This window comes from Rugamonas sp. FW305-51, assembly GCF_058786935.1.
This window is the reverse complement of the sequence record NZ_JBYSZG010000054.1, coordinates 13,366-36,666: the sequence shown is the minus strand read 5'-3', so window position 1 is coordinate 36,666 and position 23,301 is coordinate 13,366. Positions and strand designations below refer to the sequence as shown.

The following is a 23,301-nucleotide window of genomic DNA, read 5'->3' as shown; positions in this document are numbered from 1 at the left end:
ACTTCGTCCACCGTCGTGTCGCGCTTGGCGATGAACGACAGGTCGACCAGCGACACGTTGATGGTCGGCACGCGGATGGCGAAGCCGTCCAGCTTGCCGTTCAGTTCAGGCAGCACCAGGCCGACCGCGGCGGCGGCGCCGGTCTTGGTCGGGATCATGCTCATGGTGGCGGAACGGGCGCGGCGCAGGTCTTCATGCATCACGTCGCTCAGCACCTGGTCGTTGGTGTAGGCGTGCACGGTGGTCATCAGGCCCGTTTCCACGCCGATCGCGTCGTTGAGCGGCTTGACCAGCGGGGCCAGGCAGTTGGTGGTGCACGACGCGTTCGAGATCACGGTGTCGGACGCCTTCAGCACGCCCTGGTTGACGCCGAACACGACGGTCGCGTCCACGTCCTTGCCGCCCGGTGCCGAGATGATGACTTTCTTGGCGCCGCCCTTCAGGTGGGCCGACGCTTTTTCCTTGGTGGTGAAGAAGCCGGTGCACTCGAGCACCACGTCCACGCCCAGCGAGCCCCATGGGATTTCGGCCGGATTACGCTGCGCGAACACGCGAATCACGTCGCCGTTCACGATCATGTTGTCGCCGTCCACTTCCACGGTGCCGGGGAACTTGCCGTGGGCCGTGTCGTAGCGGGTCAGGTGGGCGTTGGACTTGGCGTCGCCCAGGTCGTTGATGGCCACGATCTGGATGTCCTGTTTCTTGCCGCCTTCGTAGAAAGCGCGCAGCACATTGCGGCCGATGCGGCCATAACCGTTGATTGCAACTTTGATCGTCATACTATGCTCCTGATTAAAAAAATAAGGTACCCAGCGTTGCGACCGGCCGTTAAGCGGCCAGTACCGATTTGACTTTCGCCACGACGTTATCCACCGTGAAACCGAAGTGCTTGAACAGCACGCCTGCCGGAGCCGATTCACCGAAGGTATCGATGCCGACCACAGCGCCTTCCAGACCGACGTATTTGTACCAGAAATCGGTCACGCCAGCTTCGATTGCCACCCGTGGCAAGCCCTTGGCCAGCACGCTGGCCTTGTAGGCGGCATCCTGGCGGTCAAATACATCGGTCGACGGCATCGACACCACGCGCACGGCCACGCCGGCGGCGGCCAGCGCATCGGCGGCGGCCACGGCCAGCTCCACCTCGGAACCGGTGGCGATCAGCACCGCCTTGGCATCGGCCGCGTCGCGCAGCACGTAGCCGCCGCGGTTGATGTCGGCGATCTGCTGGGCGCTACGTTCCTGGTACGGCAGGTTCTGGCGCGAGAAGATCAGCGTGCTCGGGCCGTTGTGGCGGCGCACGGCGCAGGCCCAGGCGGCGGCCGATTCCACCGTGTCGCATGGGCGCCAGTTGTCCAGGTTGGGGATCAGGCGCAGCGACGAGATGTGCTCGACCGACTGGTGGGTGGGGCCGTCTTCGCCCAGGCCGATCGAGTCGTGGGTGAACACGAAGATCGAGCGCTGCTTCATCAGGGCGGCCATGCGCAGGGCATTGCGGCTGTAGTCGGAGAAGGTGAGGAAGGTGGCGCCGAACGGAATGAAGCCGCCGTGCAGGGCGACGCCGTTCATGATGGCGCTCATGCCGAACTCGCGCACGCCGTAGTTGATGTGGTTGCCCGGCTGGCCCGAACGCAGGGCCACGCATTCCTTCCAGTTGGTCAGGTTGGAGCCGGTCAGGTCGGCCGAGCCGCCCAGGAATTCCGGCAGCACGGGCGCCAGCGCCTGGATCGCATTCTGGCTGGCCTTGCGGGTGGCGATGTTTTCCTTCTTGTCCACGCAGGACGCGATGGCGGCGGCCACAGCGGCGTCGAAGCCGGCCGGCAGCTCGCCGGCCATGCGGCGGCTCAGTTCAGCGGCCAGCTCGGGGAACTGGGCGCGGTAGGCGGCGAACCGGGTGTTCCAGGCCGCTTCGCGGGCGGCGCCCGCTTCTTTCGCGTCCCAGGCCGCGTACACGTCGGACGGTACTTCGAACGGAGCGGCATCCCAACCGATGTATTCGCGTACGGCCGCCACTTCCTTGTCGCCCAGCGCGGCGCCGTGCACCTTGTCGCCGCCTTGCAGGTTGGGCGAGCCCTTGCCGATCACGGTCTTGCAGCAGATCAGGGTAGGACGGTCGGCCGTCTTGGCGGCGGCGATGGCGGCGCTGACGGCGGCCACGTCATGGCCGTCCACGGCGCGGATCACGTTCCAGCCGTAGGCTTCGAAGCGCTTGGGCGTGTCGTCGGTGAACCAGCCTTCGACCTTGCCGTCGATCGAGATGCCGTTGTCGTCGTACAGGGCGATCAGCTTGTTCAGGCGCAGCGTGCCGGCCAGCGCGCACACTTCGTGCGAAATGCCTTCCATCAGGCAACCATCGCCCAGGAAGGCGTAGGTGTAGTGGTCGACCACGTCAAAGCCGGGCTGGTTGAACTGGCTGGCCAGCAGGTATTCCGACAGGGCCATGCCGACGGCGTTGGCAATGCCCTGGCCCAGCGGGCCGGTGGTCGTTTCCACGCCTGGCGTGACGTCCACTTCCGGGTGGCCCGGAGTCTTGGAGTGCATCTGGCGGAAGGCCTTGATGTCGTCCATGCTCACCGCATAGCCCGACAGGTGCAGCAGCGCGTAGTGCAGCATGGAGCCGTGGCCGTTCGACAGCAGGAAGCGGTCGCGGTTGATCCATTTCGGGTTGGCCGGGTTGTGGCTGTAATGGCCGCTCCACAGGGCAACGGCGATCTCGGCCATGCCCATCGGCATGCCTGGGTGGCCGGAATTGGCCTTCTGGACGGCGTCCATTGCCAGCGCGCGGATCGCGTTAGCCATTTTGGTGGTAGGGAGCGTAGATTTCATCGTCGGTCGATCACGAAAGTATGGAAACTGGTTGCAGTGCGGCGCGGCGCGCCACGGGGCGGCGAACTTGCGTACTGGCTGAACCAAGTATTTTACCAGACCAACAGTGTCCGAATTAAAATTGCGCTGCAACATGATCCGGCGGGGCCAGGGCTGCCAGCCGCCCGCCCTCCCTTTTCCGCTCACCAGGACCTCGCATGCCCCGTTTTTATTGCCCCCAACCGCTGGCCCTCGGCCTCGAAGTGACCCTGCCGGAAGCCGTGGCGCACCATGTCCAGGTGCTGCGGCTGGCGCCAGGCGAGCTGATCACGCTGTTCAACGGCGACGGCGGCGAATACAGCGCCATGCTGAGCCGCATCGAGCGGCGCAGCGTAACGGCCGACGTCAAGGCCCACACGGCGCGCGACGTGGAGCTGCCCTACGCCGTCACGCTGGCCCAGGCCCTGCCCGAGGGCAGCAAGATGGACTGGATCGTGGAAAAGGCGGTGGAACTGGGCGCGGCCGCCATCGTGCCGCTGGCGGCCCAGCGCTGCGTGGTGCGGCTGGCCCCGGAGCGGGCGGAAAAGAAACTGGCCCACTGGCAGGGCATCGTGGTGTCGGCCGCCGAGCAGAGCGGGCGCAACCGGCTGACCCAGCTGGCCGGCCTGCAGGAGTACAAGCAATGGATCACCCAGCAGGACTTGCACCGGCGCATCATCCTCAGCCCCCGCGCAGACCAGTCGCTGGCCGCCTGGGCGCGCCACCAGGCGCCCCAGGCCGTCACATTGGTGATCGGCCCCGAGGGCGGACTGAGCGAAGCCGAGGAACAGGCCGCGCTGGCCCATGGCGCCCTGGCGCTGGGCATGGGGCCGCGCATTCTGCGCACGGAAACGGCCGGCCTGACGGCGCTGGCCACGCTCAACGCCATCTGGGGCGGCATGTAAATCGGCCGGCCGCCTGTGGCAAATATGGAACAGGCCGGGATTTTTCGCAAGATCTTTAAATTATGCAACAAACATTGCCAAAATACAAGTTAGGTACAGTTAAAGGACTTTTAAGCGACAATTAAGCCACGAAGACGCCATCGCGCTTCGCCCCCCCCAAGCCTGTCACATATTATTGCCTTGCGATACAAAATTTCCTCTCATTGACATCATTTTTGACAAATGTTCTGATGGTCCGCTTGAAAAACGCACGACGCTTTTCAAGCCACCGCGACGGTACCGGCCTGGTCCAGCCAAAAACGGACGGGCCGCTCGTTTGTCTACAAATCACAAGAGAGGTTGTTTTTATGATGATGGAAACAGTGTTAGCACGCTCGGTCCGCCTGATCTGTTCTGGCGGCGCAGCGGCACTCAGCCTAGGCCTGCTGGCCCAGCCCGCCATGGCGCAAGACGCCAACGCCAACGTCCAGCGCGTTGAGATCACCGGTTCGAGCATCAAGCGCGCGTCCGCCGAGACCGCTTCCCCTGTCCAAGTCATCAGCCATGACGACCTGATCAAGTCGGGCAAGGCCACCGTGGCCGAATTCCTGCAAACCCTGACGGCCGACGGCGCCGGTTCCCTGCCCACCGGCTTCGGCAACGGCTTCGCGGCCGGTTCCACCGCCATCTCGCTGCGCGGCCTGGGCGCCACCTCCACCCTGGTGCTGCTGAACGGCCGCCGCATGGCGCCATTCGCTCGCGCCGACGACGGCCAGAAGAGCTTCACCGACCTGTCGACGGTGCCGATGCAGATCGTCGAGCGCATCGAGATCCTGAAGGATGGCGCCTCGTCCACCTACGGTGCCGACGCCATCGCCGGCGTGGTCAACATCATCCTGCGCAAGGACTTCCAGGGCCTGACCGTGCGCGGCGAGACGGGCACCTCGCGCTACAGCGACGCCAAGCAGAACAAGGCTTCCATCACCTGGGGCCAGGGTAACCTGGACGAGAACCAGTACAACGTCGTCGTCAACGCCGAATACTTCAAGTCCGACCGCCTGGCCAACAAGGACCGCGCCGACCGCGCCTGGATCGGCAAGGGCGACTTGCGCCCGTATGGCTACCCGATCGGCACCCAGTTCGCGTCCGGCTACATCAGCGGCGTCAACAGCGCAGCGGCCAGCCCGGCCGGCTCGATCCGCAACCCGGCCACGCTGGCCTACCAGTCGCTGCCAGGCTGCGCGTCGCTGTCGACCTCCTCGCCACAAGATCCCAAGGGCGGTTGCCTGTGGCACTCGGACCAGTTCCGCGACATGCAACCCAACATCGAAGGCGTCAACCTGTACACGCGCGGCACCTGGCAGCTCAACGACGACACCCAGGTGTACGCGGAAGCGGGCTACTCCAAGCGCGACACGGCCTTTACGCTGACCCCGCCATCGATCACCCCGACCGTGGCCTTCCCGCCTAACGCCAGCACCCCGACCGGCGTGATCAACTACGGTTCCGGCGCCGGCACCACCATCGTGCTGGCCCCGAGCCACCCGCAAAACCCGTTCGGCGCCGCCGCCCGCGTGCGCTACGCCGCGTTCGACGTGGGCCCCAGCACCCGTTCGGCCAACAACGAGTTCAACCGCTTCGTGGTCGGCATCAAGGGCACGGCAGCGGGCTGGGACTACGATGCGGGCTTCGCCCACTCCGAGTCCAAGCTGCACCTGGACTACAGCAACATGCTCAACATGGCCGTCGTCAAGGCTGCCCTGGGCGATCCGACCAGCAAGTACTTCCCGTACTACCTCGGCGCGGAAGCGTACAAGAACCCGGCCTCGCTGTATGCGGCCATGGTGACCAACGCCACCTCCGACTCGACCACCAAGCTCAACATCGTCGACTTCAAGGCGTCGCGTGAACTGTTCGCCCTGCCAGGCGGCAACCTGGCGCTGGCCGTGGGCGGCGAACACCGCCAGGACAAGCTGAGCAACCCATCCCTGTCGGGCTCCGAAAACGGCACCATCAACTCCAGCTATGTGGCCGCCTTCGGCGACAGCAAGGTCTCGGCCGTGTACGCCGAGCTGCTGGCCCCTATCGTGAAGACGGTGGAGCTGTCGGCCGCCATGCGTTACGACCATTACGACCAGTTCACCTCCACCACGCCCAAGGTCGGGTTGAAATGGACCCCGGTCAAGACCTTCGCCCTGCGCGGCACCTACACGGAAGGTTTCCGTGCACCGGGTGCGGCCGAGAACAGCGCCCAGTCGCAATCGACCGGCACCTCGACCGTGCGCGATCCGATCCGCTGCCCGAACGGCACCCCGCTGCCAGGCGCCACGGCAACCGACTGCGCCGCCTCCGTGGCCGCCGTCAAGATCGGCGATCCCAACCTGCGTCCGGAAAAGTCGAAAGGCTACACCCTGGGCATGGTCTGGGATCCGGTCAACGACCTGAGCCTGTCGCTGGACGGCTGGAAGATCAAGCGCACCGACGAGATCAACCCGCTGCCGTACAACGAAGCGGCTGCCCTGCCGACGGCCATCCGTTCCGACAACAACCTGACCATCAACGGCGTGGTGGTGCCTAACACGGGCACCCTGCTGATCACCAAGGCGCCCTACCGCAATTCCAGCTTCACGGAAGTCAAGGGTGTGGACTTGGACGTGAAACAGCGCCTGCGCCTGGGCGCCTACGGCCGCGGCAACATCGGCCTGACCTGGACCCACGTGGCATCGTGGATCCGCGCCGAGTCGGCCACCACCCGCTACCAGTTCGCCGGCACCCATGGCAACTGCGACACCTCCAACTGCGCCGGTACGCCGAAAGACAAGATCAGCGTCAACGCCAGCTGGGATCCTAGCGCCGCGTGGAACTTCAGCGCCATCGCCAACTACCGTTCGGACATGAAGAACGTGCTGTTCGCCGGCGACCTGTGCGCCTCGCAACTGGCCAGCGGCGCCGATGCGCCGGGCAACTGCCGCATCGCCTCGTTCACCACGGTCGACATGTCGGCCCGCTGGAACTACAGCAAGCAGCTGCAGCTGACCGCTTCGATCAACAACGTGTTCGACAAGGTCGCCCCGCTTGACCCGCTGACCTACGGCGGCATGAGCTACAACCCGATGGACGCTTCCGGCGCCATCGGCCGCTACTTCAAGGTCGGCGCCAGCTACAAGTTCTTCTGAGCTGATCTGAAGCAGGGCAAGTGACGGGGGCGGTGAGCGATCACCGCCCCTTTTTTCATCCCGCGTCCGTCTTGCGGTGCCGCCGCTGTAAAAAAAACGCCGCGGTCCGGCTGGACCGCGGCGTTTTCGCCTAGCAAACCCTGATGATCATCAGAACTTGTAGTTGGCCTTCACGGTGAAGTAACGGCCATGGGCGTTGTGCAGCGCCGAGTTGTAGCCGCCCGTCGTGTAGCCCAACGAGCTCGGGTCGTACGGTGCCTTCGAGTCGAAGATGTTCTGCACGTTCAGGCTCAGCACCATGTGCTTGAAGCCCGAGTAGCTGTAGGCCAGGTCGACCGTGGTCCAGCTGTGGGTTTCGCAGTCCGGGTAATACTTCAGGTAGTCCGGGTTGACCGACGGCCGGCCGAACTGGCAGAACGCAGGCTGATACGGGCCCACCTGGCCATCGTCCTGGGTGCTGTAGCGCGCCATGTTCGAGATCGACGAGACGTAATTGACGTTGGCCGTCAGGCTGTGATCCGTGTAAGTCCAGGTGCTGGACAGGGTGGCGCGCACCCGCGGGATCTCGCCCACGCTGGTGGTGTCGTTGCTAATGGTGCCATTGGTGCCCACCAGGTCGAACATCGGATCGCCGACCATGGCCGCCTTCTTGTAGTCGAACACATAGGTGTAGTTCAGGCGGGTGGCCAGCTTGCCCATGTCGCCCAGCGAGTTGCGCAGGGCCATTTCCAGATCCACGCCGCTGGTGCGGGTGCCGCCGGCATTGACATACGGGGTGCCGATCGAGATCAGCGGTCCCGAGTTCGGGATCAGCTTGCCGTTGGCATCGACCAGCCAGGTGCCGGGATTCTGGTCGCGTTTGACGTACTGGGCGTATTTCGGATCGTCCACCACGGCCGTGTTCGACAACAGGTCCACTTCCTTGTCCTTGCGGATGCTGTAGTAGTCCACCAGGATGTCGAGACTGTTGGTGGGCGAGAACACCAGGCCGGCCGTGAAGCTGCGCGCCGTTTCCGGTTCCAGGTCCTTGTTGGCGGCCGCAATGCCCGACAGGCTCTTGACGCAGTCGGTCGAATCGGCGCCCGGCTTGTTGCAGCGCAGCTTGTCCTCGAAATTGTTGACGAAGTACTGGGTACCACCGTTGACCATCTGGGTCAGCGATGGCGCGCGGAAGCCTTCCGAATAGGTGCTGCGCAGCGCGAAGGTCGGCGTCACGCTCCACTTCGCCCCCACTTTCGGCGTCAGGTGGGACTTGAAGCCGTCATATTTGTCGTAGCGGCCGGCAAATTCCATCTCGAACGACTTGAAGAACGGCGTGCGCAATTCGACGAAGGCCGAGCGCACGTTGCGCTTGGCGTCCGCATAGGTGTTGGCCAGGCCGATGATCTTGCCGTCCACGGTCAGGGGATCGGGCACCAGGGTCATCTTTTCCTGCTTCACTTCCGTGCCCACTGCCAGCCCGAACGCGCCGCCCGGCAACTGGCCGAACTCGGTCGAACCCTTCAGGTCCCACTGGGCGATGCTGGACTTGCCGTCCAGCGTCACGTCGCGCGTTACCCCCGGGGTGCTGGCGATGGTCGCCAGCGGCAGGTTCTGCGACATCAGGGTCTGCACGATAGGCAGGTACAGCGTGCCATTGGTCACCTGGTGGCGCTTGGACTCGTTGTACAGCAGGTCGCTGTCCCAGTCCCAGTTGAAGTTACTGCCCTGCAGGCCGGCCAGCAGGCGGGTGGCCTTGTTTTCATTGGAGCTGCCGCCGCGCGCATCGGTAAAGCGGTAGGCCACGGCCACCGGCACCGGATTGGCCGTGCCGCGGGTCGGATTGTCGGGATGGTCCACGCCCAGCACGGGGCGGAACGGGATACCGGCGCCATCTTTCGGGAACACGGTCGTGATGCTGCGCCCGTTCATGCTGCGCGATACGCCGCTGTAGAACAGTTCGGACTGGCTGTATGCGCCTTCGACGAACGCCTTCAGATTGTCGTTGAGCTTGAATTCGGCGCGCGACAGCAGGTTGTTGCTGCGATTCTTGCCCTCGGCATCCTCGTATTGCCAACCGTCGTAGTTGCAGAATTTGTTGCCGATCAAGGGATCGTTGGAGCGCATCGGCACCAGCGCCGTGGAGCCGGTGCGGATGTCGGCCGCATTGCAACCCAGGTCGGCGCTGACGTATTTGCTGAAGTTACCGCTGCCCAGCTTGGATTCCTTGTAGAACACGGGATGGGAGCTGATGCCACTGTAAAAGTCGCTCAGCCGCCCGTTCATGGCGCGGTACTGCTCGGTTTGCACGGACTTGGCGTCGGCGATCGAAGTACGGTCGCGTTGCGACACGTCGAAGGCGACAAAGGCGTTGTAATGGTTCTCTTCCAGGTCGCCGAAGCCGACCACGCCGTTCACGCCGGAGCGGCCGAAGGCGTTGTCCTGGTTGCGGCTGGCCTGCAGCGTCAGTTCGCCGCCCTTGTAGTTGCTCTTGGTGATGAAGTTGATCACACCGGCGATGGCGTCCGAACCGTACACGGCCGAGCCGCCGTCTTTCAGGATCTCGACCCGTTCCAGCGCCGACAGGGGGATGGAGTTCAAGTCATACTGGGTCGACTGGCCCGCATTCGGATCGGCGTAGGCGGCCGGCGACATGCGGCGGCCATTGATCAGGATCAGGGTCGAGGCGGAGCCAAGGCCGCGCATGGAAGCGGTGGCCAGGCCCTTGGAGAAGCCGCCGTCGCGTCCATCGACCTGGTTGTTCGAACCGAGCGCCGGCACCTTGGCCATCAGGTCGGCCACCGTGACGGCGCCCGTGCGCTCGATATCCTTCTTGGTCAGCACTTGCACCACCGACGGGTTCTCCGTGGCGGCACGCTTCAGGTTGGAACCGGTGATGACCACACGCTCCACGCCGCTCGTATCCTCGGCGGCAAAGCCGGCATGGCTCCAGCCCACGCAACCGAGCAGCGCAATGGCCTGGACGATCAGTTTCTTTTGCATCGAAAAACCTCCAACATGAGGTGACGTGCGCCTTGGCAGCACGTCCACCAAATAAAAAAACCGCCGCGGCGGTCGCAATGTTTGCTGCCTTAGCAAGTACATTCCGGCAGACAAGATTTAAATTGTAGCAACAATCAGATACATTGCGATACATAGTTTTGACAATGAAAATTCCTCTACATTAATTTTTACCATATTTACAACAAATCCGGTGAAAATCGCTATTCCGCTTGACAATGACTGGACCAAGCCGACCAACCCGCGCATTGCCAGTACAGGTAAAATAGCGCCCTGACGCGCCCCGCTCCGCGGCGCGTCACCACTCTCCGCTAGCTACGGAGCCCAGGAACCCGAGACCGAAAACATCATGCTGCGTATCAATGAAGTCAAACTCCCGCTGAACCACACCGAGCAGGAACTGCCTGCCGCCATCCTTGCCCGGCTGGGCATTCCCGCCGCCGAGCTGCGCGGCTTTACCGTCTTCAAGCGCAGCTACGATGCGCGCAAGAAATCGGCCATCGTCCTGACCTACTCGCTGGACGTGGAAGTGGCCGACGAGGCGGCCGTGCTGGCCCGCCTGCCGCACGACATCCACCTGATGCCCTCGCCCGACACGTCCTACAAATTTGTCGCCGGCGGCGAGCGGCTGGCCGGACACGACTGCAACGAGCGCCCGGTCGTCATCGGCACCGGCCCCTGCGGCCTGTTCGCGGCCCTGATCCTGGCCCAGATGGGCCTGCGTCCCATCATCCTGGAACGGGGCAAGCAGGTGCGCGAGCGCACGGTGGACACCTTCGGCTTCTGGCGCAAGCGCGAACTGAACCCGGAGTCGAACGTGCAGTTCGGCGAAGGCGGCGCCGGCACCTTCTCGGACGGCAAGCTGTACAGCCAGATCAAGGACCCCAAGCACTACGGCCGCAAGGTGCTGACCGAGTTCGTCAAGGCTGGCGCGCCGGAAGAGATCATGTACGTCAGCAAGCCCCACATCGGCACCTTCCGCCTGGTCAAGATGGTCGAGCAGATGCGCGCCACCGTCGAGGCGCTGGGCGGCGAATACCGCTTTGAAAACAAGGTGGTCGATATCGACATCGAGCAGACGCCGGAGGGCGGCCAGGTGCGCGGCCTGACGCTGGAAAACGGTGAACAGATCGCCACCCGCCACGTGGTGCTGGCCGTCGGCCACAGCGCGCGCGACACCTTCCAGATGCTGTACGAGCGGGGCGTCTACATCGAAGCCAAGCCGTTCTCGGTGGGCTTCCGGGTCGAGCACCCGCAGTCGCTGATCGACCAGTGCCGCTTCGGCCCCAACGCCGGCCACCCGATCCTGGGCGCGGCCGACTACAAGCTGGTGCACCACGCCTCCAACGGCCGTGCCGTGTACAGCTTCTGCATGTGCCCGGGCGGCACCGTGGTGGCGGCCGCGTCCGAGCCGGGCCGCGTCGTCACCAACGGCATGAGCCAGTATTCGCGCAATGAGCGCAACGCCAACAGCGCCATCGTGGTCAGCATTTCGCCCGAGGTGGATTACCCGGGCCATCCGCTGGCCGGCATCGAGTTCCAGCGCCGGCTGGAGGAAAAGGCGTTCGAGCTGGGCGGCGGCACCTACAACGCGCCGGGCCAGCTGATGGGCGACTTCGTGGCCGGCCGCGCCTCGACCGAGTTCGGCAGCGTGATCCCGTCCTACAAGCCGGGCGTGCACCTGACGGACCTGGCCCGCATCCTGCCCGAGTTTGCCGTCACGGCCCTGCGCGAAGCGTTCCCCGCGTTCGACAAGCAGATCAAGGGTTACTTCAAGCACGACGCCGTGCTGACGGGACTGGAGACGCGCACCTCGTCGCCGATCCGCATCAAGCGCCGCGACGACACGCTGCAAAGCCTGAATACGCGCGGCCTGTTCCCGGCCGGCGAAGGGGCCGGCTACGCGGGCGGCATCCTGTCGGCCGGGGTGGACGGCATCAAGGTGGCCGAAGCGGTGGCGCTGTCGATGCTGGCCGATCCGCAGCCGGCCTGACGCCGGCCAGGGCCGGCCCGACCAGCCGAAGCGCGCCCGCTACAGCCAGCCGGCGCGCTTGAAGCGGCGGTACAGGTAGAGGCAGACCGACACCATGACGGCGACGGCGGCCGGATAGCCGTAGCGCCATTCCAGTTCCGGCATCACCTTGAAGTTCATGCCCCAGATGCCGGCAAAGGCCGTGCAGATGGCGAAGATGGCGGCCCACGCGGCCAGCCGCTTGTTCACTTCCCCCTCCTCGATGGCCACCATCGACAGGTTGACCTGGATCGCCGTGCTGATGGTGTCGCGCACGTTGTCGAGCGTGGCGCTGATGCGGTGCAGGTGGTCATGCACGTCGCGGAAGTATTCCTGGCTATCCATGCACATGGCCGGCACCCGGCCGCCGTGCAGCTTGCCGGTCGCCTCCATCAGGGGCGCCACGGCATGGCGCACGGCCATCACCTTGCGCTTGAGTTCATACAGGCGCTCGATATTGTCGCGCTGGGAACCGTGCAGGAAGATGCGTTCCTCGATCTGCTCGAGTTCCATTTCCAGCGCATCGGCCACGGGGAAATAACGGTCCACCACCGCGTCCAGCAGCGCATACAGCACGAAGGCTGGACCCTGGCGCAGCAAGTGCGGTTCATGCTCGGCCCGCGCCCGCACGCCCAGGAAGCCGTGGCTGCTGTTGCTGCGGTTCGACAGCACATAGTTGGGGCCGACGAACACGTCCACCTCGCCCACCACCAGCTGGTCCCCTTCGAACTCCACCATCTTGGCCACCACGAACAGCGAGTCGCCGTATTCCTCGATCTTGGGACGCTGATTGCCGCGCCGCGCATCCTCCACGGCCAGCTCGTGCAGGCCGAACTCCTCCTGCATCACGGACAGCTCGGCCGCGTCCGCGTCGCGCAGGGCCACCCAGACGAAGCATTCGGGCCGGCACACGTACTCGCTGATATCCTCGACGGGAATGTCGGCCAGCTTCTGGCCATCCTGGTAGACCACGCAATTGATCAGCATACAAATTCCATAAAAAAAAGCTCCTGGCCATGAAGCCAAGAGCTTACTCCAAATCAGCGGCCCGCTACACCGGGCCCGCGCTCAGTCGTCCTTGGCGCCGTCGATGCCCAGCTCGGCGATCTTGCGGGTGATGGTGTTGCGGCCTATGCCCAGCCGCACGGCCGCGTCGTTCTTGCGGCCATGGGTGTGCTTGAGGGCCGTGCGGATCAGGGCCGATTCGAACTGGCGGCCCAGCACGCCCATCACTTCCTGCTGGCCATTGGTGAGCATGCTGGCCGCCTGCAGCTCCAGCAGCGTCAGCCAGCTGTCCGGGCCGCCGTGCGCCGTGGCCTCGGCCAAGGCCGGCGGCACGGGCGACACGGTGCCGTGGTGGGCCAGGCTGAACGATTCGTGGGCCGGGGCCGGCGCGGCCGGGCTGTGGCCGTTGGTTTCCTGGCCCTGGGTCAGCTCCAGCGGCAAGTCCTTCACTTCCACCGTCTGGCCGGGCGCCATCACGGTGATCCAGTTGCACAGGTTTTCCAGCTGGCGCACATTGCCCGGCAAGTCCAGGCCGCTCAGGAAATGCAGCGTGGCGTCGCTCATGCGCTTCGCTTCCACCCCGAGCTGGCGCGCGCTCTGCACCAGGAAGTGGCGCACCAGGATGGGGATGTCCTCGCGCCGCTCCCGCAAACTGGGCAGGCGCAAGCGGATCACGTTGAGGCGGTGGTACAAGTCTTCGCGGAACAGGCCGTCGCGCACGCGCTGCTCGAGGTTCTGGTGGGTGGCCGTGATCACGCGCACGTTGGCCTTCAGGGGCTGGTGGCCGCCCACGCGGTAGAAGTGGCCGTCCGACAGCACGCGCAGCAAGCGGGTCTGCAGGTCGAACGGCATGTCGCCGATCTCGTCCAGGAACAGGGTGCCGTTCTCGGCCTGCTCGAAGCGGCCGCGGCGCGTCGTCTGCGCGCCCGTGAAGGCGCCCCGCTCGTGGCCGAACAGTTCCGACTCCAGCAAGTCCTTGGGAATGGCGGCCGTGTTCAAGGCGATGAAGGGCTGGGCCGCGCGCGGGCTGTGCTTGTGCAGGGCGCGCGCCACCAGCTCCTTGCCGGAACCGGATTCGCCCGTGATCAGCACCGTCACGTTGGACTGCGACAGGCGGCCGATGGCGCGGAACACTTCCTGCATGGCCGGGGCCTGGCCCAGGATTTCCGGGGTGTCGGCCGGGCCCGATTCCACGCTCGTTTCGCGCAGGCTCTCGTCGAGCGCGCGCCGTATCAGCTCGACAGCCTTGTCGATGTCGAACGGCTTGGCCAGGTATTCAAAGGCGCCGCCCTGGAACGCGGCCACGGCCGAGTCGAGGTCGGAGAAGGCGGTGATGATGATGACGGGCAGGCCCGGGTGGCGCGACTTGACCAGCGCCAGCAGATCGAGGCCGGAGTCGCCCGGCATGCGGATGTCGGACACCAGCACTTGCGGCGTCTCGAACTCCAGCGCGGCGATGGCGTCGCGCGCGTTGGCAAAACTCTTGGTGGCGAGGTTCTCCCGCGCCAGTGCTTTTTCCAGTACCCAGCGGATCGATTCGTCGTCGTCTACTATCCAGATTGGCTTCATGTGTTTAAGTGTATCCCGCAATATGGATCGGCTATCAAGGGATCCGGAAGCGCACCGGCGGCCGCACTGCTTATGGCAGCGGCAACAGGATGCGGAAATCCGTAAATCCAGGCCGGCTTTCGCACTCGATCACACCCAGGTGCTGTTGCACGAAGGTTTGTGCCAAGGTCAGTCCCAGGCCGCTGCCGCCTTCCCTGCCCGACACGAGCGGATAGAAGATGCGGTCGCGGATCTGGGGCGCGATGCCCGGTCCATTGTCGATGATATGCAAATCTAATGCCAGCCCGTAGCGGACCTTGGCCAGGGTGACCTGGCGCGCCACCCGCGTCTTGAAAACGAGCTCGGCATCGCCCGCTTCGATGCGGGCCGACAGGGCCTGGGCCGCGTTGTGGGCGATGTTGAGCACGGTCTGGATCAGCTGCTCCTTGTCGCCGCGGAACTCGGGGATGGACGCGTCGTAGTCGCGCAGGATGGTCAGGCCGGACGGGAACTCGGCCAGGATCAGGCTGCGCACCCGCTCGCACACTTCGTGGATGTTGACGTCGCCCACGATGTGGGGCCGGCGGTGCGGCGCCAGCAGGCGATCCACCAGCGTCTGCAGGCGGTCCGCTTCCTTGATGATGACCTGGGTGTATTCGCGCAGCTGGCCCAGGTGCAGGGGCGGCAACTCCATCTCCAGCAGCTGGGCCGCGCCGCGGATGCCGCCCAGCGGATTCTTGATCTCGTGCGCCAGGTTGCGGATCAGCTCCTTGTTGACCTGGCTCTGGTCCAGCATGCGTTCCTCGCGGTCCAGCTTGAGGTGCTGCAGGTGTTCGCGCAGCTCGATCAGGATGTGGCCGTGCGGCTCGTCGAGCGCCGACACGATGCTGTGCACATGCAGCGGATCGCGCCCGGCCCGCTCCAGCGTCAAGTCCTGGCGCAGGTCGGCGAACTTGTGCTGGCGGGCCTGGACGCAGATGTGTTCCAGTTCTTCCGGGTTGAGGAACTGGGCGCTGAGCTTCTGGCGCGACAGCGCCTTGAGCGAGCTCTCCAGCAGGTTTTCGGCGGCCGCGTTGGCGTAGGCGATCTGGCCGGCGCCGTCCACCAGCACCACGGCCGAAGCCAGCAATTCCAGCCCGGCCAGCGACGGCATGGCCTCGCCCGCGCGGGCGTTAGCGTGCACTGCATTCATTTGATACTCGCGATCTCACGTTTCAAGGCTTCGATATTTTTTTCCGAGCGGCTGATGCTGTCGCGCATCTGCGCCACCCGTTCCTGGTATTTGGCGTAATTGCGTTCGTCGCCGCGGCGTTCCGGTTCGCCGTTGTTGAACTCCTTGCGCAGCTCGGCCAGCTTCTGCTGTTCGCTGCGCAATTCCTCGTTGAGGATGCCGAGCCGGTCCGCGTCGCGCGCCTTCTGCTCGGCGCTGTCGACGCGGGGGAAATCGGCGGGGGCCGGCGCGGCCCGCGCCGGTGCGGGCGCGGCGCGGCGCGGCGGCGCGGCGATGGTGCTGCCCGGCACATCGAGCACCTTGCAGCCGGGCTTGTTGGCGTCCGTCAGTTCCTTGTGGCCGGCCGCATCCACGCACAGGTAGATGGGGCCGTCGGCCCGTGCGGCGGCGCTGGTGCCCAGCAAGGCCAGCAGCAAAAGTAAGCGTGTTGTCATTCCCTATCCGTGAAGAGCCTCTGTCCAACCCGAATATACAACATCCAAAGAAAAACGCGAGGAAAGCCCGGGCTCGCCTCGCGTTTCGTGCCGTACGGCGCAGCGCCGGCTTGCCGCCGGCGCCCTGCCATTACAGCGAGTAGTACATGTCGAATTCGACTGGATGGGTGGTCATGCGCATGCGCTGCACGTCCTGCATCTTCAGTTCGATGTAGGCATCGATCATCGAATCGCTGAACACGCCGCCACGGGTCAGGAACTCGCGGTCTTTGTTCAGTGCGTCCAGGGCCTCTTCCAGCGAGGTGCAGACGGTCGGGATCAGTGCATCTTCCTCAGGCGGCAGATGGTACAGGTCTTTGGAAGCGGCTTCGCCCGGATGGATCTTGTTGACGATACCGTCCAGGCCGGCCATCAGCAGCGCAGCGAAGCACAGGTACACGTTCGCCAGTGGGTCCGGGAAACGGGTCTCGATGCGGCGGCCCTTAGGATTGGCCACGTGCGGGATGCGGATCGAAGCGGAACGGTTGCGGGCCGAGTAGGCCAGCTTGACCGGGGCTTCGTAGCCTGGCACCAGGCGCTTGTACGAGTTGGTGCCTGGGTTGGTGATGGCGTTCAGGGCCTTGGCGTGCTTGATGATACCGCCGATGTAGTACAGCGCGGTGTCGGACAGGCCGGCATAGCCGTCGCCGGCGAACAGGTTCTTGCCGTCTTTCCAGATCGACTGGTGCACGTGCATGCCCGAGCCGTTGTCGCCCACGATAGGCTTAGGCATGAAGGTGGCGGTCTTGCCGTAGCTGTGGGCCACGTTCCATACCACGTACTTCAGGTTCTGGGTCCAGTCGGCGCGCTCGACCAGGGTCGAGAACTTGGTGCCGATTTCGTTCTGGCCGGCGCCGGCCACTTCGTGGTGGTGCACTTCGACCGGGATGCCCATCGATTCGAGGATCAGGCACATTTCCGAACGCATGTCCTGGAAGCTGTCGACCGGTGGCACTGGGAAGTAGCCGCCCTTGACCGCTGGACGGTGGCCGCTGTTGCCGCCTTCGATTTCCTTGTCGGTGCTCCACGATGCTTCGTCGGAATCGATCTTGACGAAGCAGCCGGACATGTCGATCTTCCAGCGCACGCTGTCGAAGATGAAGAATTCTGGCTCGGGACCGAAGTAGGCGGTGTCGCCCAGGCCCGACGATTTCAGGTAGGCTTCAGCGCGCTTGGCGATGGAGCGTGGGTCACGGTCGTAGCCCTTGCCGTCCGACGGTTCGATCACGTCGCACTGCATGAACAGGGTGGTTTCTTCCATGAACGGGTCGATGTTGGCCGTGTTAGGGTCCGGCAGCAGAATCATGTCGGACGCTTCGATGCCCTTCCAGCCGGCGATCGAGGAACCGTCAAACGCGTGGCCGGACTCGAACTTGTCCATGTCGAAGTGCGACACAGGCACGGTCACGTGCTGTTCTTTACCACGGGTATCGGCAAAACGAAAATCAACGAACTTGACTTCGTTGTCTTTTACCATTTTCAAGACTTCTGCGGCTGTCATTGCCATGCGTATCTCCTAAAGGGAATGTGTGGGTGAGCCGACCAACTGTGCGTGCGCGGATGCTCTGCGCGTCCCCGTGTAAGTGCGACCGAAACTCATCACGGGTTTAAGCACTATCCGTGCCAGCTCAAAAATCATAACCATCTGCCAGAACCAACTTGGAACTTGCCGGCAAATGATTCTAAAATCGTTCGGCCAGCCAAATCAGTCCGGTTTGCGCTAGCGCAAGACTGCTCCATTATGGTGCGATTTTGCGAAATTGCACCGATTTTGTGCATTTTTGAAAAAACAGGAAAAAATGCCTTCTTTTGGTGCGTGCGCGCAGCACGGACGGTCAGGGCATCTATAATAAACTTAATATCCTTTCTGGAACATGACATGAGCGAAGTAGATGCAATCCTGGCCCTGGCCCGCGCCCGCAGCAAGGACTGGCCCTATGCCGGCGCCGTCAACCCGCAGGAAGCGTGGGAACTGTTGCAGGCCGATCCCCGCATCAAGCTGATCGACGTGCGCACCAATGCCGAGCGTGACTGGGTGGGCCGGGTGGCGATCCCGGAGACCCAACATGGTGCGGTCCAGTGGTCCACCTATCCGGGCGGCGTGGCCAACCATGAGTTCATCGAACAGCTGAACGGCCAGGCCCGCAAGGACCAGGTACTGTTGTTTTTATGCCGCTCCGGCGTCCGTTCGCGCCACGCGGCCAAGCTGGCCACCGAGCATGGTTATCAGCATTGCTACGACGTGCTGGAAGGCTTCGAAGGCGACAAGGACGACGCCGGCCACCGCAAGAACATCAACGGCTGGTGCCGGGCCGGCCTGCCGTGGCTGGGCGCCTGACCCCGCTTTTCTAGACCGGCACGGTCGCCGGCGCCACCGGCGCCGCCTCGCTCAGCAGGCCAAGCACCCGTTCGCGCACGAAGTTGATATGGCTGCGCAAACCGTACAAGCCATCCGCAAACGATAGCGGGATGGAAATCTGGTTCACCATTTCCTCGATTTCATTGAGCCGCACCAGCTGGGCCGCGTAGATTTCCATGCGCTGCGCGCCCAGCACCTGGGCTTCCTCCAGCGCCTGTTCCACCGTGCGCAGCTGGCCATACCAGCGGTACACGCGCGAGCGGATGCGCCACACGTACAGCGGCGGCACCACCTTCGACAGCGGCAGGATCAGCGCGCCCAGGCCCAGCACCAGCACCCACATGCGGTCGAAGAAGTTGGCCAGCCAGAAGCTCATGTAGCGCTGCAGGAACGGCGGCCCGTCCTTGTAGAACTTGGCCGCCTCCGGCGCGACATGGATTTCCGTGTAGCGGGCGGACGGGAACTGGCCCTGCTGCTGGAACCAGCCGGCGCCGCTGTGGATGGAGGCGGCCGCCTGCACGAACAGATCGATCAGGGCCGGGTGCAGGCTCTCGCGCGCCACCAGCGTGGCCGTGGGTGCGATCAGGTTGTAGTCCTCGGGCGGCAAGTCGCGCCCCAGGTCGACGATGCCGCGCGGCAGCACCACGTGGCTGAGGAAAGGCAGCTTGCGGGCATAGGCTTCCGCCTGGTCGAAATTGAACAGCTGGATGCCCGGCGTTTGCAGCAGCATCTGGATCAACGGCGCTTCCGGCGCCGAGGTGAATACGAGACCGTCGATGCGCCCTTCCAGCAACTCCACCGTGGCCGGGGTATTGGCCAGCGAGGTGCGGATCACTTCCTCCGGTTCGATGCCGTTCAGCGCCAGCACCTGCTTGAACAGGCGGGGCGAACCGGCGCCCCGGGGGCCGAAGTTGATCTTCTTGCCCTTGAGTTCGGTGAGCTTGGTGATGGGCTTGCCCTTGGTCTCGCGCAGGAACAGCCACAGCGGCTCGGTAAACAGGCTGCCCAGCGACACCAGCCCTTCCCGTTCCGCAGCCGCCTCGTCGGTCGAGCCGCTTTGCACGAAGGCGATATCGACCGCCCCGCTCTTGAGGCGGCGCAGGTTCTCGCCCGAGCCGGCCGACTGCAGCAGCGTCACCTTGACCCCGTGTTTCGCCAGCGCGGCCGCGTATTTCTTGCCTATCTGTTCATAAGCGCTGTTTTCCTGGCCCGTCGACAGCACTACCTGGCGCGGCGGCGACGGGTCGACCAGGAAGTAGGCCAGCGCGCAGACGCCGGCGATGGCCAGCAGCGTGGGCGCGGCGGCGACGATCAGGTCACGCACGGAAAATTGCGTGAACTTGAGGATTTTGGACATGGTTTGGCGCACAGGTTTCATGGTTTGACACCTTGCCAACAAATGCGCCGCTTGGCAAGGGCAACACCCCAGCGGGAACAATGCCGGGCGCCGCCCGTGCCCGTTGTTCAGGCATGGGAAGACAGCGGACTGGATCCGGAATGAAAGCCGGGCCGGGCGCACGCGGCGCCCGGCCCGGGGCGGCGTCAGCCGCCGTTGGCGCTGCCGCCGCCGCAGGCCGGCAGGGGCGCCGCGGCCGCGGCGGCGGCCGTGCCGGCGGCCGCGTTCTGGATGGTGGCCGGCTTGATGGGGTTCGGTTCGATCAGCGGCATCAGGCTGGGCGCCAGCACCGTCAGCAGCTGCACCGGCAGCGCGCTGGTGAAGTCGTAATTCTTCGAGTCCGGCCCCCGCACATACGCCGTCATGCTGCCGAAGAAACGCTCGCCGATGTTGAACACGAAGGTGGCCGAGCGGTTCACATAGCGCGACTCGATCAGCCGGCCGCCGGCCGCGAAGATGTCGAAGCGCTGGTCGCCCGTGCCCGTCTTGCCGCCGACGGGAATCACGGTGCCGTCCGACTTGACGAAGGCCATGCGGGCCCGCTTGGCCGTGCCGTCGGACACCACGCCGCGGATGGCGTCAGCCACCACGCGCGCCACCTCCGGCGCCAGCACCTGCTCGCTCAGCGTGCTCTTGCCGGGCGCCACCTGGGTGTCGTATGGCGTGCCGGCCGCGAAGTGCAGCGACGCGATGCGCTGGCTGGGCTTGCGCACGCCGCCGTTGATGATGATGCCCATCAGCTCGGCCAGCGCGGCCGGCCGGTCGGCCGAGGCGCCCAGCGTGGTGGCGTAGGACGGCACCAGCGAATCGAACGGATAGCCCATCTTCTTCCACTGGGCGTGAATTTTCATGAAGCCTTCCATTTCCAGCAGGCCGGCGATGCGCTTGTCCTGGGCGTGCTTGTGGTGGGTCTTGAACAGCCACTGGTACACTTCCTGGCGCTGCTGCTCGCTGGCGGCCGTCATCTCGCTCAGGGTGGCGCTGTCGTGGGTGCGCAGGTAGGCCGCCATCCACAGTTCCAGCGGATGCACCGAGGCCAGGTAGCCGCGGTCGGCCAGCGACCACTTGTCGATCCCGTACTGCTCATAGAGCTTGGCCACGCGCTCGGGCGGCACTTCGTTCTGCGACGGCAGTTTGTCCTTGAGGAAGGCGGCGAACTGCTCCTGGCTCGCTTCCGGATACACGGTGCGGTGGATCACGGCCAGCCGCACCGGCGTGCTGCGGATGTTGGCCAGCAGCGTCTTTTCCAGCTCGTCGCCCTTCTTGCCCTTGTACTTGACGTAGAAGCGGTTCAGGAACTCGCGCCCTTCCTTGTCGGCGAAGCGGGCCAGGTACTGGGCCCGGCGCGGATCGTCCGCGTCCTGCAGCAAGGAGGCCGAGGAACCGGGCGACTGGAACATGTAGAACTTGGCCACGTCGCGCATCAGGCGCACGAACACCAGGTTGGTCGAGTGGCGCAGCGCTTCCGTCACGGTCAGGATCTTGCTGTTGTCTTCCTTGGAGAAGTTGCCGAAGTGGTGCAGGCCGCCGCCGGTGAAGAAGCCTTCGCCGGGATTGCCGGAATACTTGCGTTCCATGGCCGCGTTCAACATCGGCGTCAGTTCCCGTCCGCCCTTGTCCAGCGGCAGGCCCTTGAAGTAGTCGATGGCCCACTGCGACAGCTTGTCCTGGGGATCGACCACCACCTTGTTCAGGGCCGCCGTGTCCATGCCGCCGTAGCGCGTGTGCAGCTGGTCGACGATGTCGAGATAGGTGACCAGCGTGCGCAGCTTGGCCGTGGAACCGAGATCGAGCTTGGCGCCCTCGTTGATGTCGAGCGGCTGGTCGAAGTTATCGGTCTGCAGCCGCAGCAGGTTGGCCTGCTCGCCCTTTTCCAGCAAGGTGAAGCTGTAGACCACGTGGGCCGGGTCGCCGTTGCCCAGCATGCCCTTGCCCGTCAGCCCGGCCGCCTTGGCCATGTCCGGATCGCGCAGGTCGCGCAGCACCTGGGTGACCGCCTTCTGGGCCTGGGCGTCGAGCGTGCTGACCACGCTCAGGTCCAGCCGGTCCAGGTTGTACAGGCGGTTGTCGCCCAGCAGGCTGGCCAGGTGGGTGCGCACCGCGTTGGACGCCTTGCGCGTGACGTAGGCCATGGCCGGCGCCGCCTGCACGCCGGAGCCGGTGGATGGATGCAGGCGCTGCCTGAGGGCCGCGTCGCGCACGGCCGGCGTGATCACGCCTTCCTGGGCCAGCACGCGCAGGTGGGCGTTGGCCAGCGTTTCCAGGTCGGCCGTGCCCTCGCCCAGGTAGTAGCTGGGACGGCGCTGGGCGATCATCAGGCTCAGCGCTTCCTTGTAGGCCAGCGCACTGTCGGGCTGCTCCAGCTTGCCGCCGAGCAGGCGGTTCACCTCGGCGAAATCGCGGCCGTACCAGACCCACATGCCGTCGCCGATGCCGTTCACTTCGCCATAGCCGGTCTTGGCCGACAGCGGCACCGTGTTGAGGTAATCGACCACGATCTGGCGCCGCGCGGCCGACGTGTCCTCGCCCTGCTGGTAGGCGCGCAGGCTGGCCGACACCATCTGCTGCAGCTTGTCCTTGAGCGAGCTGGTGCGCCCTTCCGGCGAGTGGCGGTATTTCTCGATCTGGGTGGCCAGCGTGCTGCCGCCGGCCGGCCGGTGGCCGCCCGAGAAGGTGCTGGCCGTCTTCTCCAGCACCGCCTTGCTGAGGCGGTCCCATTCGACGGCCGGATTGCGCTTCGGATATTTACTGTCGAGCAGTTCACGGTTCTCGATGAACAGCAGGCTGCGCACCAGCACGGTGGGCGCCTCGTCGAACTTGCCGTACACCCGTTCCGGATAGCTGGCCGCGAACAGGGGCTGTGCGCGGCAATCGTAGATGGCCAGGCCGGTGCGGGTCTTTTCGCGGTAGGTGGTAAATACGCCCATGTCGGTCAGCTCCACCATCTTGGGCGAGAAGCGCGACTGGGCCGTGACGGTATAGTCGCGCGTCTTGAGCTTGCCCAGGTAGTCGGGAATGTTGGCGTAGCCGAGCCGCTCGTCGTACGGGCTGTCCTTGGGGAAGCGGATGGCCGCGCTGGGGCCAGGCTCGACCCGGTAGGTGAGCTTACCCACCAGGCCGGAGAAGAACTGGGCCTGCAAGGTCGAGGTGCGAATTTCCTGCAAGGTCCAGTACACGGCGCACGACAGCAGCACCAGCATGGCGACGATGAAGGCGTTGCGCGAACGCTTGCTCTTGACGGGCTCGGACGGCGGCGGCGAAGCCGGCTGGGTATGGGCCAGCAGCACGGCCTCGTCCTGGTCGGCGGGCATGGCCTCGGGAGTGGGAACGGCACGCAGGTGGCGGCGGCGGCCATAACCCATGGCGGCCGCGCC

At 64.8% G+C, this 23,301-nt stretch carries 14 protein-coding genes; 4 read left to right on the top strand and 10 right to left on the bottom strand.

All coding sequences use genetic code 11. From position 1 onward, the window contains the following. A partial coding sequence (locus AC3WOS_RS25055; RefSeq protein ID WP_492719590.1) for a type I glyceraldehyde-3-phosphate dehydrogenase occupies positions 1-779 on the bottom strand: 779 nt, incomplete at its 3' end. A 49-nt stretch (positions 780-828) separates the two neighbouring features. Then, positions 829-2,826: a transketolase gene (gene tkt / locus AC3WOS_RS25050; protein ID WP_492719588.1), complete on the bottom strand. Its 1,998-nt coding sequence runs from the start codon at positions 2,824-2,826 to the stop codon at positions 829-831. 197 nt (positions 2,827-3,023) lie between these two features. Here tkt and AC3WOS_RS25045 point away from each other — a divergent pair, with 197 nt between their 5' ends. Both AC3WOS_RS25045 and AC3WOS_RS25040 read left to right on the top strand, forming a co-directional pair. Further along, positions 3,024-3,749 carry a 16S rRNA (uracil(1498)-N(3))-methyltransferase gene (locus AC3WOS_RS25045; RefSeq protein WP_492719586.1) on the top strand — a complete coding sequence of 242 codons (726 nt, stop codon included), beginning with the start codon at positions 3,024-3,026 and terminating at the stop codon, positions 3,747-3,749. Positions 3,750-4,096: 347 nt separating this feature from the next. Next, the gene (locus tag AC3WOS_RS25040; RefSeq protein ID WP_492719584.1) at positions 4,097-6,904 is read left to right on the top strand and encodes a TonB-dependent receptor; all 2,808 of its coding nucleotides are present in this window, start codon (positions 4,097-4,099) and stop codon (positions 6,902-6,904) included. A gap of 150 nt (positions 6,905-7,054) precedes the next feature. On the opposite strand, the gene AC3WOS_RS25035 is transcribed toward AC3WOS_RS25040, so the two are convergent. After that, the gene (locus AC3WOS_RS25035; protein ID WP_492719583.1) at positions 7,055-9,886 is read right to left on the bottom strand and encodes a TonB-dependent receptor; all 2,832 of its coding nucleotides are present in this window, start codon (positions 9,884-9,886) and stop codon (positions 7,055-7,057) included. A 367-nt stretch (positions 9,887-10,253) separates the two neighbouring features. Here AC3WOS_RS25035 and AC3WOS_RS25030 point away from each other — a divergent pair, with 367 nt between their 5' ends. Continuing rightward, positions 10,254-11,897, top strand: a complete 1,644-nt coding sequence (locus AC3WOS_RS25030) for an NAD(P)/FAD-dependent oxidoreductase (protein WP_492719581.1) — start codon at positions 10,254-10,256, stop codon at positions 11,895-11,897. Between the two features lie 39 nt (positions 11,898-11,936). On the opposite strand, the gene corA is transcribed toward AC3WOS_RS25030, so the two are convergent. The 5 genes from corA to glnA form a co-directional block, all read right to left on the bottom strand. After that, complete coding sequence (corA, locus tag AC3WOS_RS25025; protein WP_492719579.1) at positions 11,937-12,902, bottom strand: magnesium/cobalt transporter CorA; 966 nt, start codon at positions 12,900-12,902, stop codon at positions 11,937-11,939. A gap of 81 nt (positions 12,903-12,983) precedes the next feature. Beyond that, the gene (ntrC, locus tag AC3WOS_RS25020; RefSeq protein ID WP_492719577.1) at positions 12,984-14,489 is read right to left on the bottom strand and encodes a nitrogen regulation protein NR(I); all 1,506 of its coding nucleotides are present in this window, start codon (positions 14,487-14,489) and stop codon (positions 12,984-12,986) included. Between the two features lie 70 nt (positions 14,490-14,559). Next, entirely contained in the window at positions 14,560-15,660 is a 1,101-nt protein-coding gene (glnL, locus tag AC3WOS_RS25015; protein WP_492719575.1) for a nitrogen regulation protein NR(II), read from the bottom strand. After that, positions 15,657-16,133, bottom strand: coding sequence for a DUF4124 domain-containing protein (locus AC3WOS_RS25010; RefSeq protein WP_492719573.1), 477 nt, complete (start codon positions 16,131-16,133; stop codon positions 15,657-15,659). Before AC3WOS_RS25010 ends, glnL begins: the two co-directional genes overlap by 4 nt. Positions 16,134-16,263: 130 nt before the next feature. Next, positions 16,264-17,679 carry a type I glutamate--ammonia ligase gene (gene glnA / locus AC3WOS_RS25005; protein ID WP_492719571.1) on the bottom strand — a complete coding sequence of 472 codons (1,416 nt, stop codon included), beginning with the start codon at positions 17,677-17,679 and terminating at the stop codon, positions 16,264-16,266. A gap of 372 nt (positions 17,680-18,051) precedes the next feature. Between glnA and AC3WOS_RS25000 the strand changes: the two genes are divergently transcribed. Then, positions 18,052-18,510: a rhodanese-like domain-containing protein gene (locus AC3WOS_RS25000; protein WP_492719569.1), complete on the top strand. Its 459-nt coding sequence runs from the start codon at positions 18,052-18,054 to the stop codon at positions 18,508-18,510. A 10-nt stretch (positions 18,511-18,520) separates the two neighbouring features. Here the strand turns inward: AC3WOS_RS25000 and AC3WOS_RS24995 are convergent, their stop codons facing one another. Both AC3WOS_RS24995 and AC3WOS_RS24990 read right to left on the bottom strand, forming a co-directional pair. Beyond that, positions 18,521-19,888, bottom strand: coding sequence for a TAXI family TRAP transporter solute-binding subunit (locus AC3WOS_RS24995; protein WP_492719596.1), 1,368 nt, complete (start codon positions 19,886-19,888; stop codon positions 18,521-18,523). A 185-nt stretch (positions 19,889-20,073) separates the two neighbouring features. Further along, positions 20,074-23,238, bottom strand: a complete 3,165-nt coding sequence (locus tag AC3WOS_RS24990; RefSeq protein ID WP_492719594.1) for a transglycosylase domain-containing protein — start codon at positions 23,236-23,238, stop codon at positions 20,074-20,076. Between the last annotated feature and the right edge of the window lie 63 nt (positions 23,239-23,301).